Here is a 13,665-nt window from a genome sequence, read left to right as displayed (position 1 = left end):
ATTCAAGATTTCAAGGCGCAACCTCGACAAATGCAACAACAAAAAATCATCCTTGTGACTGGCGGTGCCGGGTTTATCGGCAGTAATTGTGTGGTCAACTGGGTTCAATCCGGTACAGCCAATGTCATCAATCTCGACAAACTGACTTATGCCGGCAATCTTGAGAACCTGGCCGCCATTGAGGGCCATGCCCACCATACCTTTGTGCATGGAGATATTGGGGATCGTGATCTTGTGTCCCGCCTGCTGCATAAATATCAGCCCGATGCCGTGATCAATTTCGCAGCGGAAAGCCATGTAGATCGCTCCATCCATGGCCCCGAAGACTTCATACAAACCAATGTGGTGGGCACATTCCACCTGCTGGAAGAAACCAGGGCATATTGGAACGCACGGATCAAGGCGAATCCTGCAGAAAAGGAAAACCCCTGCTTCCGCTTCCTTCATGTGTCCACAGATGAGGTATACGGCACCTTGAGCGCCAGTGATCCAGCCTTTACAGAATCAACTCCTTATGCGCCCAACAGCCCATACTCTGCGTCAAAAGCAGCTTCCGACCATCTGGTGCGCGCCTATCACCATACCTACGGGCTACCAGTATTAACGACCAACTGTTCAAACAATTACGGCCCTTACCACTTTCCAGAGAAACTGATCCCGCTTTGCCTGCTCAATGCTCTGGCAGGCAAGCCGCTACCCATTTACGGAGATGGCCAGCAGGTTCGCGACTGGCTGTTTGTGCTTGATCATTGCAACGCGATACAGCGTGTCCTGGAAGCTGGCAGAATCGGTGAAACCTATAACATCGGCGGTTGGAATGAGAAAACTAATCTGGAAGTGGTACAAACCTTGTGCCGTATTCTTGATGAGCTAAAACCTCGCACCGATGGAAAAAGCTATCAGGAACAAATCACCTTTGTCACTGACCGGCCCGGCCACGACCGCCGCTATGCCATTGACGCGTCGAAACTTGAACGTGAACTTGGATGGAAGCCTGCTGAAACATTTGAAAGCGGAATCCGCAAGACGGTCATGTGGTATCTGCATCATCAGGACTGGGTCCATCATGTCACCAGTGGTGAATACCGTCATTGGGTCAACCAGCACTATAGTGAGAAAGCCGAATGAGAAAAGGCATTATCCTTGCCGGAGGGTCTGGCACCCGCCTATATCCAGTGACACAGGCAGTTTCCAAGCAATTATTGCCTGTCTATGACAAGCCAATGATTTATTACCCGCTATCCACACTGATGCTGGCAGGTATTCATGACATTCTTCTTATCTCCACCCCACAGGATATCCCCCGCTTTGAGCAGTTGCTTGGCAACGGCAACCAATGGGGCATCAATATCAATTATGCAGTGCAACCTTCACCAGATGGCCTGGCGCAAGCCTTTATCCTGGGCAAGGACTTCATTGGCAACCACTCTTCCGCCCTGATACTGGGAGACAATATTTTCTACGGCCATGACCTGGCCAATGATTTGCGCCACGCGCAACAGCAACAGCAAGGAGCCACTGTCTTTGCCTACCCGGTTCATGATCCCGAGCGTTATGGTGTTGTTGAGTTCGATAGTACAGGGCAGGCTGTCAGCCTGGAGGAAAAACCGCATCACCCCAAATCCCGCTATGCCGTGACCGGGCTGTATTTTTATGACAACCAGGTAATTGATATTGCCGCCGGCCTGACACCTTCACCACGTGGTGAACTGGAAATCACGGATATCAACAAGGCATATCTTGCAGCAGGCTCACTCAATGTCGAGGTCATGGGACGTGGTCATGCCTGGCTGGATACTGGCACTCACGAATCCCTGCTGGAAGCATCATTATTCATCCAGACCATTGAAAAGCGCCAGGGCCTGAAAATCGCCTGCCCGGAAGAAATTGCCTACCGCAAGGGATATATTACAGCAGCAGATATTGAAAGAATCGCCCAGCCCTACCTCAAGAATGCATACGGCCAATACCTGCTACGCATGTTGAAAGAAAAGGTATTTTAATGCAGATCATAACCACCGGCATTCCGGAAGTCATTGTGTTCGAACCCAGGGTATTTGGTGATTCTCGTGGATTTTTTTTCGAAAGCTTCAATCAGCAGATCTTCGAGGAGGCAGTCAACGGAAAACTCGAATTTGTCCAGGATAATCATTCCAAATCCAGCAAAGGCGTCTTGAGAGGATTGCACTATCAAATCCAGCAGGCTCAAGGCAAGTTAGTACGCGTCGTAGCTGGCGAGGTATTTGATGTTGCTGTGGATATTCGCCGCTCTTCCCCAACATTTGGTCAGTGGGTAGGACAATACCTGTCTGCGGAAAACAAAAAACAAATGTGGGTGCCTCCGGGCTTTGCCCATGGTTTTCTCGTCCTGTCCGAATCGGCCGAATTTCTGTACAAAACCACAGATTTCTACGCCCCGGCACATGAGCGCTGTATCAGCTGGGATGATCCGGCCATCCATATTGAATGGCCCGATATTGGCATGCAGCCTCTGCTATCTGCCAAAGACCAACAAGGCCTCGGCCTGAATCAGGCCGAAGTATTTGCATAAAGCATCATGACAAAGTTCAGAAAAATCCTGCTCACGGGCATCCATGGACAAGTAGGAAACGCACTCCACCCCAGACTGCAACAGTTGGGGCAAGTCATTGCACTGGATCGCAAGCAGCTCGACCTGACGGATATCAATGCCATCCGTCAGGCAGTCCGCGATATCAAACCAGACCTGATCATCAACCCTGCGGCATACACTGCCGTGGACAAGGCTGAGTCCGAACCAGCGCTCGCCCATGCCATCAATGGTATTGCGCCAGGCATATTCGCAGAGGAAGCAGCTAGACTGGGCGCTTTACTGGTGCACTATTCCACGGATTATGTATTTGACGGCAACAAAAGTTCGCCGTATCTGGAAACCGATGTCCCCCACCCTGTCAGCGTGTATGGTGCCAGCAAGCTGGCCGGTGAGCAGGCGATTCAGGCAAGCAATGCCCACCACCTGATTTTACGTACCAGCTGGGTCTATAGCACACATGGCAAGAATTTCCTGCTGACTATTCTCAGGCTGGCAGCACAACAGGATACGTTACGCATTGTCGCAGACCAGTTTGGCGCACCGACTTCCAGCAATACCATTGCCGACACGACAATTGCGATACTGCAACAATGGGATCCCCAGCACAATGGCATTTATCATCTGGTTAACTCCGGAGAAACCAACTGGCATGGTTTTGCCCGGGAAATCATCCTGCAATACGTACAATTACAAAAGCAAAGACACTGGCAAGCCCTGAAAGTCCAGCCGGAACATGTGATTGGCATTACAACGGCAGAATACCCTACCCCGGCACACCGCCCAACCAACTCCAGAATGCTGAATAAAAAAATTGAACAGCTGACAGGACTGGAATTACCTCATTGGCAAACCGCCCTGGTTGACACTCTTAAGCAACTGTGACCGCCTGGAGATAAATAAAAAGCCCGTCACATGTGACGGGCTTTTTATTTATTCAGATATTCTGGTAGACCCGAATGGACTCGAACCATCGACCTCTGCCATGTCAAGGCAGCGCTCTAACCAGCTGAGCTACGGGTCTATTGCTCTTCAAGCAAGAGAGCTGCGCATTCTAGCGCAATGTTCATGACGGTGCAATGCTGACATGTTCATTTTTTTCTCCTTCTACTCTAACGCTATAATAAGCAGTAACAGAGTAAAGGTTCATATGCTTTCACCCATTGAGTTAAACCGCCATATTGATGGCATTATTGAAGCAATTGCCTCTCAAGGCTACGCTGTCATACCAGAGTTTTTTCCTGCTGAGTTTATTGCTGCATTACAACAGGAAGCCCTGTCTCTGCAGGAAGCAGGAAAATTACAACGTGCTTCCATAGGCAAGGCTGAGCAGAACCAGTTGAACACCAGGATCCGTGGCGATTTGATTCACTGGCTTGATCACACACACCCGAGTGCCATACAACAAGAGTTCGCCATCAGCATGGAAACATTGCGGGAATCCCTGAACCAGCATTTTTATCTTGGATTATTCGAGCTTGAAAATCATTTTGCCATTTACCCTCCTGGTGCGGTTTATCACAAGCACCTTGATCAGTTCCGTGGCAATGAGGAACGCCAGATCAGCTGCATCCTGTACCTGAATGATCAGTGGCAGGAGGAGGACGGTGGCCAGCTACGCCTATACCTGGATGGCACGGAAGCACATCCATACATTGATGTACTACCTCAAGGCGGCACACTGGTAGTCTTTCTTTCCGGAAAATTCTGGCATGAAGTACTGCCAGCTACCCGGCCACGCACTAGCCTCACTGGCTGGTTCAGGAAACGTAGCTCAGAATTGCGATGACTTCATCTGAACTGTATCAGATGTTCGATAGCGAGCAGTTCCGCAGCAGTGGCCATGCACTGATCGATCTGCTGGCTGCACAACTGACACATGAGTTAAGCGGCAAAGCCGAACTGATCCATTGGCAGCCACCGGTGGAAGCGGCGCAGTCATGGCAACAGCCCATGCCTGAAGTAGCAGAACTCAGCCATTCTGACTTCATCACATGGCTGCAAGAAGAAATATTACCGCGCAACCTGGCCATGCACCACCCACACAGCATGGCACACCAGGCCGCCCCGCCGCTGCCAATGGCGGCGCTATGCGACCTGGTGGCTGCATTATGCAACCAGGCAATGGCACTATATGAAACAGGGCCAGCGGCAACATTACTCGAGCACCAGGCCATACACTGGCTGACAACCGCTGTTGGCTGGTCTCACGGGACGGGAGTGCTGACTTCAGGCGGTTCCCAGGCAAATCTCACGGCATTGCTTGCCGCACGGCAGCACGCGGCTGCCAATATATGGCAGGAGGGAGTCACCGCAGCACCACCCCTGCGCATCCTGGCGTCGGAACTGGCGCATTATTCCGTCAAGCGTACAGCCGCCATCATGGGCCTGGGCGCAGATGCCCTCATATCCATCGCAACAGACCAGCAAGGCCGTATATCACTGGAAGCGCTAAAAGAAGCCCATACTGCATGCCAACACCGTCATGAGCCAGTCATGGCCATTGTCGCTACGGCAGGCTGCACGGCCACAGGCAGCATCGATCCATTGCAGGCAATAGGCCAATATTGCCAGGCACATGGCGTATGGCTGCACATTGACGGCGCACATGGCGCTGCTGCGGTGCTGTCGAATCAACATGCCGATAAACTACAAGGCATACACTTGGCGGACTCTGTCAGTTGGGATGGTCACAAACTACTGTATATGCCTGCCACAGTGTCTGCAGTACTTTTCCGCAATACAGCGGATAGCTACCTCAGCTTTGCCCAGGAGGCATCCTATTTGTTCAATGACGAGCATGGAGAGGAAACTGACTTCAACCTCAGCTATCGCACGCTAGAATGCACCAAGCGCATGATGGCGCTGAAAATAGTTGCAGCATTCAAGCTGTATGGACGGAAAGGGATGGCGTCATTACTTGATCACGTCTTTGCGCTGGCGGAACAATTTGCGGTGATGCTAAGCAGCACTCCCGGGTTTGAACTACTCATGCATCCGCAAACCAACATTGTCTGCTTCCGCTACCATGGTAATGTTTCAAACACTGCAGTGCTTGATTCCCTGCAGGTACACATCCGTCAGCAATTGCTGCATCGTGGTCTGTTTCACCTGAGCCAGGTGGAAATCAACAACAGCATCTGGTTACGCTCCGTCTTCATGAATCCACAGACACAACCAGCACACCAACAACACCTGTTGCAGGAAATCATTGCCATTGCCCGCGCTCGTGCCTGAGCCGGAAAAATGAAAAGGGCGTGACCGCCCTTTTCAATTACATACTCAATACAGCTAGCTTATTTACCGGATTCCAGACCAGCCAGACCAGCCTTGATGAAACTATCCACGGCATTCTGTGCTGTTTCATCGTCCTGTCCCTCAGGCGGTTCATTACCTGTATCGAAACGGTAGAAACGTGCCATCCAGCTAACCTTGGAATTACTGCCATCAGCTTCTACCTTGATACGCCCAGTAAGTGAGCTGACTGGCAATGCCTCGAGCGCAATTTCCCCGCCCAGACGATAGGACAGCGTCTTGTTGGCAACATCCAGTTCATCCACTTGTTGTTGCAATTTTCCGCCATTTTGCAATGTCAGGTTTGCAGTCTTGTCATCCACAGCTTCACACGCCTTGATTTCAGGGTGCCACTTGGCAATACCGCAAGGATCGGCAATTTTTGCCCAGACCGCGTCTGGAGCAGCCTTGACCGTCACTACTTCATCAGTCTTGCGTGGGGTAGGGCCGTGTGCAAATGCAGGTGCTGCAATGGCAAGGCCAAGTATCGCAATTAATAACTTCATTTTTTATTAAACCTCAAATGTTGTTGAACGAAATCGAAAAATCCTGCTGGCATAAAAAATGCCAAAATCATAAGTAGTGCTGGTATGGCAAACCATGGCCGCAAATCGGTTTTACCGCTACGCCAAGTTGCCATGCTGGTTGCCGTCACATCATTGGCAAAGCCGCGTAACGTATTCAACCGTTGATAATCCAGGCCTGTCATTTCAGACAAGCGCATCAATGTTATTTCATCGAGACCGGAAAGATTGGCCTTGGTATCTTCAGCAGGGTTGCGTCCATGAGAAGCATTGCGGTTATTTAAACCATCCTCCTCCTCCACTTCCATGTCAGCTTCCATGGCCGCCACAGATTTTGAAGTCATCATGCCGAAAGTAGCAAAACGCATGACTTCCTCCAGTTCCCAGTATCCGATGATATTGTCATGCTCATCCAGTTTGGGAATACGGCTTAGCTCTTCTTTACCTGTGCCGACCAGTATGCCCTTGACCTCTCCAGGTTTACCGTCGAACTTCGGCAGGTAATCTGGATTGGATGGCGGAGCCTGATGCCCATCAGTAAAGAATGCCAGATGTGTGTTCGGCCCCAGCTTGGCTGTCAGATCCACTGCACTCAGCACACCATGGGTAATAAAGGAATCCGCCGCCCATGCCATGCGCCAGTCCATATGCTCAATGGTTTGATCAAGTGCAGAAAAATGCGCGCAGACTTCCAGAGGCTGCACAATGTTCTGGGCACCCCGCTCGGTAAACATCCCCAGGGCAACCGTCGATCCGCAAGGCATATCACGCAACGCTTCGCGCATGGCGTTCTTTGAATACTCCAGGCGGCTGATACTTTTGCCGTCCAGGATATAATCCCGCACATTCATGCTCTGCGTAATATCCAGTACAAAAAACCAGTCAAATACGCGTCTAGGCAAGGTAGCCTGCGGCCCTATCATCGCAATAATCAACAACACCACGCTGAGCAGCATCAATTGACCACGCAGATCCAGGCTGGATAATGTAAAGCGGCGCAAGATCAAGGCATCCCTCGTGGAAAGCCAGGTATAGAAGGCCAGCCATCCGGCCGCTTCTCGACATCTTCAGTATCGTCGTCATCCTCATTGTAGCGATTAGGTGTCTTCACACCAGCGAATGATGGTGACAAACGCAATGCAAGCTCCAGGTTATATTTGGCATCAATCCAGTCAGGATCAATCAGCAAAGCCTTGCTGTAATTTTCCTTGCACAAGGACATCAAGGGACCAACCTTGTCCCATGCCACATAACCTTCACTTTCAAGAATATCCACACTTTGTGTCAGATAAAGATTACCAGTGTTAAAAAATACCGCCTTGCGTATTGCATCATCACCTTTCGCAGCAGCTTCGGCGTATTTCTCCAGCGCCTTGTCTGTCTGGCCCTGCTCTGCCAATAACCAACCATCAGCAAACAACTCCCGTGCAGATTTCCCGTTCTGCATCGCACCAGCCTCCAGATTCTGGTTATAGACATTAGCGCGATACAAGCTCACTCCACTCCAGATCAGTGCTGCAATTGCCAGCACCAATAAGAGCAACATCCATGGAAACAGCCTTAAACGGCGCGCCATCTTTTAACCTCCGTCAGGTGTAATGCAAATAACGCTGCTGTACACAACAGCGCAATCAAATAGAACATCCATGCCAAATCCTGTCGCGCAGTAGCTTCGTAATACTTGACAGGCTGGTTCTTCAGCTTGGATATATCTGTAATCGCTTCCTCTACCGCCTGAGGACTTTCTGCTTCATAGACGTGGTAATTCACACCCAGCGATTGAAAATATTCGTGTAATTGATATTCCGGATAGGCATCGCGATTTTCATCTTCGGGCGCATCCTTCAAACTTGCCCCATTCGCTGAGCGCAGATATACCCAATAAAGTGAAGCGTTCTGGCGATGAAACATTTCGCGCAGAAGATCCTGAGTCTTCACATCAAGGTGAGCGCCACCATCCGATACCAGCAGAATTGCCCGGGCACCCGTGACTGGCTTGCCCTCGAAATAATCCAGTGCCATTCCCAGACCTCGTGCCACGGCAGTGAATCCCATGCCTCCCGCTTCAGTGGCCCGTAAAGCAGCCAGTACAGCCTCACGGTCTCCTCCCAGAGGGGCCACCAGGATTGGCGAGGTACTGAATGTCACCATGCCAAGTAAGTCCTCACGGCTCTGCTGCACAAAAGATTGCAATACACGCCTTGCTGTCGCCATTTTTGGCTCGGCATCATTTTTTTCCCGCGTATCGGCAAAGCTGTCATTCATACTGGCACTCCGGTCCAGCACAATCATGATATGCGCGCCACGCCCTACTTTCTCAATTTGTTGCTCACCCCAATAAGGGCCGGAAAGTGCGATTGCAAGCGCGATAATAGAAAGTGCACCTGCCCAGCGCCATAACCGTTCCAGCCATACAGACAGCTCATCTTCAGGTAGCCTGACAATAGCAGGATAGGGAAATGCATGATGGCCACGCACCAGCAACGGAACCAGGCACAAGATGGCCAGGGCCAGCCACCCGGGAGCATACAACCCCGCACCGGCATTCTGGAGGAACTCGCTCACGGCGTCTCCGTCAGGCTAAGTTTCCTGGCAAGCTTCTCCACTTCAGCCTGACTGATCATATTGGGTTTACCAGCAAAAAACATCTGCTGAGTGGCACTGAAGAACTGCTCTATATCAGTCCGCAATGTCTGTAGCTCGGGATGTCGAGCAAGAAATGCCTGCACCCCTTCCTGGGTAACCGCAGATTGTGCATATTCATTGAATGCACGACTCAGTATCCTGACTGAAGTCGGCAGCGCATCCTGCTGCTTGCGAACGCGTCGAATTTCACGTACAGCCTGACGGAAAGGGCTGGCATGTTTGGCAGAGAATGGCAGCAAATCAAAACGCCATGCGAAATACAGCACCGCAATCAACAAGGCAAAAACAGCAGCACCCAACTGTTCAAGAATAGGTTGCAATGGTTGTGCAGCTGGAGCCACAGCTTCCCGCGGCGCAGCTTGCTCCGGGGTCAGCATTGTCGGCAACATGGGGGCCATAAGAATTTCCGCTGCCTGCAAACGTGCGACCAGTACCTCTTCTCCCTGGCGGAAACTCAGCTCAAGGTCACGCAGGGGAATGGTACGAACATCGCGCAGCGTGCGAAATACCTGCCAGTCAAATATCAATACATGCTTGATACCTTTATCTACCTTTTCCGTGTGATGCGTAACATCGCGCAATTCAATATGCGCACCAGCACCACGGCGCTTGGGCAAGGATCCCTCATCCAGCTCGAACCCGGCAGGTGTGATGATCTCCACGCGCTGTTGTACAACATCTCCCACCCGATATCCGACATCCCGTACGAAAGATGTCGCATTAATGCTTTTCTCTGCCGCCACTACTGGCAATGCCAGAAAGAGCAAAAGCAACAGTAGACGTCTCATTAACTAGCCTCCAAAAGATGACGCGTCAATAACCCGGCATCAAATTCATCTTCAATAAAGAATGGTGTACGAGCACCGTATTTACGGCACATGGTTTTCAGCTCCAGCTTTCTTTCTAGATAACTTTGCTCAATTTCTTGCTTAAGACGACGGCGCAAAAACAAGGAACGTTCGCCACCATGCTCCAGATCACGCACTCGCGCCCAGCCCCAATCCGGCAAGTCGCGATACTCACTGCTATCCCATAGCACCAATGGCACCACATCATGTGCCGAGAAGCTGCTCAGGGTGCGGCTTAGCAAACTTTCGTCAAGATGAAAATCCGAAATCAGGAATACCAGGGATCGATTGGGCCTCACTTGCTCAATCGCGCGTGGCAAGGCGAGTGCTCCACGCTGGGTATATATTTCCGCACCCAGTATTTTTTTATGGATATCCTGCGCCATTCCCCGGCGATGCGAAGGAGCAACGAATAAATCCTGACGCACCTGATCATCACAGGCCAGAAGCGAGAATGAATCCCCATGACGTGTACTGGACCAGGCAATAGCGGATGTGATATCGGCAAGCAAACGCTTTTTCTCTGCATTGCCTGCAAAACGCATGGAAGTGGAAACATCCAGCAAGGCATAGACAACAATGGCGCCTCTTTCATAAAAGGAGCGCACCACGTATCGTCGTGGAATCACGCGCATGCTGGCACGCAAGTCCAGACGGCGAGGATCAGGATTATCCATAAACGGGACATGCCCGGCAAAATCAGCGCCATTACCAGGCGTACGCGTTGCATGCGCACCAGGCTGTGCGCCACGCGCACGCCAGTGCAGGTGATAGTAAAATTCCTGGGGAATAAAGCCTGACAAAATGTTACCTGCTCTTGACGCCAGTTACGGCGCAGTGATCTTGTTCAACACACCATTCAGCAAGGCTGGTGCAATATCGTCGCGGCGCAACTCATAAGCTGGCGTAAAGAATATCCTGTGTCCGACGGTTTCCGGGAAAACTGCGCGTATATCATCAGGGGTCAGGTAATCACGATTTTCCAGCCAGGCCCGTGTACGTGCCGCACGCATCAGCATCCCCATGCCGCGTGGACTCGCCCCGCCAGCAATCAATCGGCTAATCTCGACATCTTCGATCTCCACACCAGCCTGCTCTGGATGGCGCAAAGCCTGCCAGAGGTTGACAGCGTAATCCTGCAAGGCCAGTTCGGCGCGCACATGCTCCTGAATCGTGGCGGAAACGGCATTAAGCTTGTCGTAAGGAACCAGCCCCTCTTCCAGCGTACTGATCAATGCGTCTGCGTCATGGAAACGCGTGCTGAACATCAGGTCACGCTGGAACTCCCGGTCCTCAGGTGCGGTAATGGAAATTTCCATGAAAAAACGATCACGAGCAGCAGCAGGCAACTCAAAAGTCTCTTCACGTTCCAGCCCATTACGGTCTGCAAATACGGTCAAGTGTGGGAACGCATATTCACGATTGAATGCATTGACGCTACGCTCCGCCATCAGGCGCAATAACAAGGAATGTGCTTGCGGACGAGCCCGGTTGATTTCATTGAAGAAAAATACTGCCAAGTCTTCTTCATGTCGCAACAGTGGACCAGGCGCAACTGCCGGCTGGCCATTCTGGTCAATATATGCATGATAGAGGAAATCACCTGGCATCAGGTCAATTGCACCCTCAATCCGCTGATAAGCGCCTCCCAGCAAGCGGGATGCAGCCTTAAGCAAAGTAGTTTTACCAACCCCTACATCCCCCTCAAGCAATACATGTCCGCGGGAAAAAATGGCAATGGTCAGTGCACGCACCTGCCTCTCCAGTCCGAGCACTACCTTATTGGCTGCCTTCTCGAATGAAAGTGCACGTTCCCGCCACTCATTTAAATCGATTTGTTCTTGCATGGGATTGCATCCTGCTGACTGAAGATTTTATTTAAATAGCATTCATCGAAATGCCACTTAAATAACCTCATCGGTTAATTTCCCTAGCAAAAAGGCTGATGCCCGATAACGGACATCAGCCCTTTATGCAAAACGAATTTACTTCACGTCAAACTTGAAAGTGCCAGTAGCTTTTGCATTAGCGATACGCTTGGCGTTACGCTCGTCAATTGCCTTGATAGCAGCTTCCTGCTTGCTGAGCTCAGCAGCATCGTGCTTAGGGTCGTACTTGGAACCAGCAATTTTTTCTGGATAGCCAGGCTTAGCTTGCCAGCAGTTACCAGCTTCCTTACAGGTTTGGCCGTCGTATGCAAAAGCGAGGCCAGAGGCAACCATCGCACCTACGGTTGCTACTAATGTCAAAACGCGTTTCATTGATATCTCCTTGTGTTATGGTTGCTGGTGATACTACTGATCCGCCGGGTGCCACCAGTCAGCCTCCCGGCAGAGTTCCTAATACACGACTATCGGCAATTAGCCATTACGATGTTCAAATGTATCTACTGCCTTCTTGGCCTTTTCCGGCTCAGTTTGCAATGCTCGTACCCAGCCCATCACGTGCAGAATCTCATCAGGCTCCAGCAGACCTTGCTGAGGACCCATCTGACCTGCAGCACCACCGTAGATAGTTTCAAACAGCCCCTTATCTTCAAGATTAGTTGGATAAGTCCAGTAATCATCGCTCAATGCAGGGCCCAACTTTCCTTCAGCCAAGTGACCATGGCAACCGGAACATGCTGTTGCGAAAATCACATAACCTTTATTAAGGGCTTCCTGATCACCGTTGTACGGATTCACGCCAGTATTCTTGAACTCCTTGAACTGAGGACTTTCCTCCTCGCCAGTGAAGTCCAAAGGATCACCTGAAACGGTACCTGTGAAACTTAGCTCAGCCTGCGCTGACATCAGGAGAGATCCTGCAGCCAGGAACATAGTTAAACCACTTACTACTGCTATTTTTTTAAACATTTACTACCCCGGAGTTACAAAAACTAAATTGGCAAGAGAGGTATGTGCTCACGCTTGAGCACAGCATCAATCTCTTCCTGACTAGAGGCAATCGCCTTATCCAATTCGGCTTTTAAAGCTTCATCACCAAGTCGAACACCCATTACTGCTTCATACTGCATTGGAATCTTGCTGCCATTGGCACGCTTGGCATTATCCTCAATCAACACCATATTCAATGGCGTTGTGGATTCTGCTACATACTTGGCAACCGAAGGTCCCCACAGTGCAGCAGCGTGCAATCGCATTGTGATCACGTCATCCACCAGCTTGCGCTCATCTATCTTGATGTAACGATTCCGGGTGGATTTAAAATCAGTCAGCTCAGTCAAATAGTCGAACATGTCATCAAAACGTCCTATTTCCAACATCATGTTCTTGGCCGGACTATCCGGCAGAAAACCAAGTCTGAAACTACGCTCCTTGAGATATGGATGATCCCAAGAGGTAATATCTATTTCCCTATCCTGGCGAGTCACAAATACATAGCCAGATTTGTAGTAGGTTTTGGTATTGAGCACCCTAGGGTCACCTTTATCCAATCCCATCAATACATCGCACTGCTTCTTGTCGAGAAAATCCCTCACTGCATAACGCGCATCCGGCCACCAGACAAACGTCACCTTACGATCCATGCTCTTGCCAATAATCTTGGCAATCTCATTCTCAAAACCCTGCTGTTTGTCATTTGAATAAGGCAACTCATCCTTACCTGCACAAACCTTCAATTCATCTGCAGCTTGAGCTGGCAACGCAACCATTCCAGCAAAACTCATCAACGCAATCTTCACAGCGGTGATACAGGACTTCTTATTAACAATATGCATGTGTGCTTAATTCCAAAGTGCAGTTTTACTTAAATACCGGGGCAGCCACGCTGCCCCGGAACA

General features: G+C 50.5%; 16 protein-coding genes and 1 tRNA gene. 6 read left to right on the top strand and 11 right to left on the bottom strand.

Going from position 1 to position 13,665, the window contains the following annotated elements:
- The first annotated feature begins 30 nt into the window (after nt 1-30).
- From rfbB to rfbD, 4 genes are read left to right on the top strand one after another with little or no spacing between them, the layout of a single operon-like run.
- Complete coding sequence (rfbB, locus tag CHB59_RS09910) at nt 31-1,128, top strand: dTDP-glucose 4,6-dehydratase (protein ID WP_089376088.1); 1,098 nt, start codon at nt 31-33, stop codon at nt 1,126-1,128.
- On the top strand, nt 1,125-2,003 hold the full coding sequence (gene rfbA, locus CHB59_RS09905; protein ID WP_089376087.1) for a glucose-1-phosphate thymidylyltransferase RfbA: 879 nt from the start codon (nt 1,125-1,127) through the stop codon (nt 2,001-2,003). The genes rfbB and rfbA overlap by 4 nt, the downstream gene beginning before the upstream one ends.
- Complete coding sequence (gene rfbC / locus CHB59_RS09900; protein WP_089376086.1) at nt 2,003-2,551, top strand: dTDP-4-dehydrorhamnose 3,5-epimerase; 549 nt, start codon at nt 2,003-2,005, stop codon at nt 2,549-2,551. The genes rfbA and rfbC overlap by 1 nt, the downstream gene beginning before the upstream one ends.
- A gap of 6 nt (nt 2,552-2,557) precedes the next feature.
- The gene (gene rfbD, locus CHB59_RS09895) at nt 2,558-3,454 is read left to right on the top strand and encodes a dTDP-4-dehydrorhamnose reductase (protein WP_089376085.1); all 897 of its coding nucleotides are present in this window, start codon (nt 2,558-2,560) and stop codon (nt 3,452-3,454) included.
- Between the two features lie 62 nt (nt 3,455-3,516).
- Here the strand turns inward: rfbD and CHB59_RS09890 are convergent.
- Nucleotides 3,517-3,593: transfer RNA gene (locus CHB59_RS09890), tRNA-Val, on the bottom strand.
- Nucleotides 3,594-3,719: 126 nt separating this feature from the next.
- On the opposite strand from CHB59_RS09890, the gene CHB59_RS09885 reads away from it, so the two are divergent.
- A complete protein-coding gene (locus tag CHB59_RS09885; RefSeq protein WP_089376084.1) occupies nt 3,720-4,358 on the top strand; it encodes a 2OG-Fe(II) oxygenase in 639 nt (212 codons plus the stop codon).
- A complete protein-coding gene (locus tag CHB59_RS09880; protein WP_089376083.1) occupies nt 4,355-5,806 on the top strand; it encodes a pyridoxal phosphate-dependent decarboxylase family protein in 1,452 nt (483 codons plus the stop codon). Before CHB59_RS09885 ends, CHB59_RS09880 begins: the two co-directional genes overlap by 4 nt.
- A gap of 59 nt (nt 5,807-5,865) precedes the next feature.
- On the opposite strand, the gene CHB59_RS09875 is transcribed toward CHB59_RS09880, so the two are convergent.
- The 10 genes from CHB59_RS09875 to moxJ all read right to left on the bottom strand — a co-directional run bounded on the left by CHB59_RS09875 (nt 5,866) and on the right by moxJ (nt 13,602).
- Nucleotides 5,866-6,369, bottom strand: a complete 504-nt coding sequence (locus CHB59_RS09875) for an SRPBCC family protein (protein ID WP_089376082.1) — start codon at nt 6,367-6,369, stop codon at nt 5,866-5,868.
- Nucleotides 6,366-7,388 (bottom strand): vWA domain-containing protein, encoded by a 1,023-nt coding sequence (locus CHB59_RS09870; protein WP_245835112.1) that lies wholly within the window; start codon nt 7,386-7,388, stop codon nt 6,366-6,368. Before CHB59_RS09870 ends, CHB59_RS09875 begins: the two co-directional genes overlap by 4 nt.
- Before the next feature lie 2 nt (nt 7,389-7,390).
- Complete coding sequence (locus tag CHB59_RS09865; RefSeq protein ID WP_089376080.1) at nt 7,391-7,963, bottom strand: hypothetical protein; 573 nt, start codon at nt 7,961-7,963, stop codon at nt 7,391-7,393.
- The gene (locus CHB59_RS09860) at nt 7,948-8,952 is read right to left on the bottom strand and encodes a vWA domain-containing protein (RefSeq protein WP_089376079.1); all 1,005 of its coding nucleotides are present in this window, start codon (nt 8,950-8,952) and stop codon (nt 7,948-7,950) included. The genes CHB59_RS09865 and CHB59_RS09860 overlap by 16 nt, the downstream gene beginning before the upstream one ends.
- Entirely contained in the window at nt 8,949-9,821 is an 873-nt protein-coding gene (locus CHB59_RS09855) for a hypothetical protein (RefSeq protein ID WP_089376078.1), read from the bottom strand. Before CHB59_RS09855 ends, CHB59_RS09860 begins: the two co-directional genes overlap by 4 nt.
- Nucleotides 9,821-10,684, bottom strand: a complete 864-nt coding sequence (locus CHB59_RS09850) for a DUF58 domain-containing protein (RefSeq protein ID WP_089376077.1) — start codon at nt 10,682-10,684, stop codon at nt 9,821-9,823. The genes CHB59_RS09855 and CHB59_RS09850 overlap by 1 nt, the downstream gene beginning before the upstream one ends.
- A gap of 24 nt (nt 10,685-10,708) precedes the next feature.
- Nucleotides 10,709-11,728 carry an AAA family ATPase gene (locus CHB59_RS09845; protein WP_089376076.1) on the bottom strand — a complete coding sequence of 340 codons (1,020 nt, stop codon included), beginning with the start codon at nt 11,726-11,728 and terminating at the stop codon, nt 10,709-10,711.
- A 138-nt stretch (nt 11,729-11,866) separates the two neighbouring features.
- Entirely contained in the window at nt 11,867-12,142 is a 276-nt protein-coding gene (locus CHB59_RS09840) for a methanol dehydrogenase (protein ID WP_089376075.1), read from the bottom strand.
- Nucleotides 12,143-12,241: 99 nt separating this feature from the next.
- Nucleotides 12,242-12,700 (bottom strand): cytochrome c(L), periplasmic, encoded by a 459-nt coding sequence (moxG, locus tag CHB59_RS09835; protein ID WP_245835115.1) that lies wholly within the window; start codon nt 12,698-12,700, stop codon nt 12,242-12,244.
- A 59-nt stretch (nt 12,701-12,759) separates the two neighbouring features.
- Nucleotides 12,760-13,602 (bottom strand): methanol oxidation system protein MoxJ, encoded by an 843-nt coding sequence (moxJ, locus tag CHB59_RS09830; protein WP_089376073.1) that lies wholly within the window; start codon nt 13,600-13,602, stop codon nt 12,760-12,762.
- Between the last annotated feature and the right edge of the window lie 63 nt (nt 13,603-13,665).

Source organism: Methylobacillus rhizosphaerae (genome assembly GCF_900187985.1).
Classification (GTDB): Bacteria; Pseudomonadota; Gammaproteobacteria; order Burkholderiales; family Methylophilaceae; genus Methylobacillus; species Methylobacillus rhizosphaerae.
Note: the sequence above shows the minus strand (reverse complement) of the source record. Positions and strands in the feature narration are given on the sequence as shown.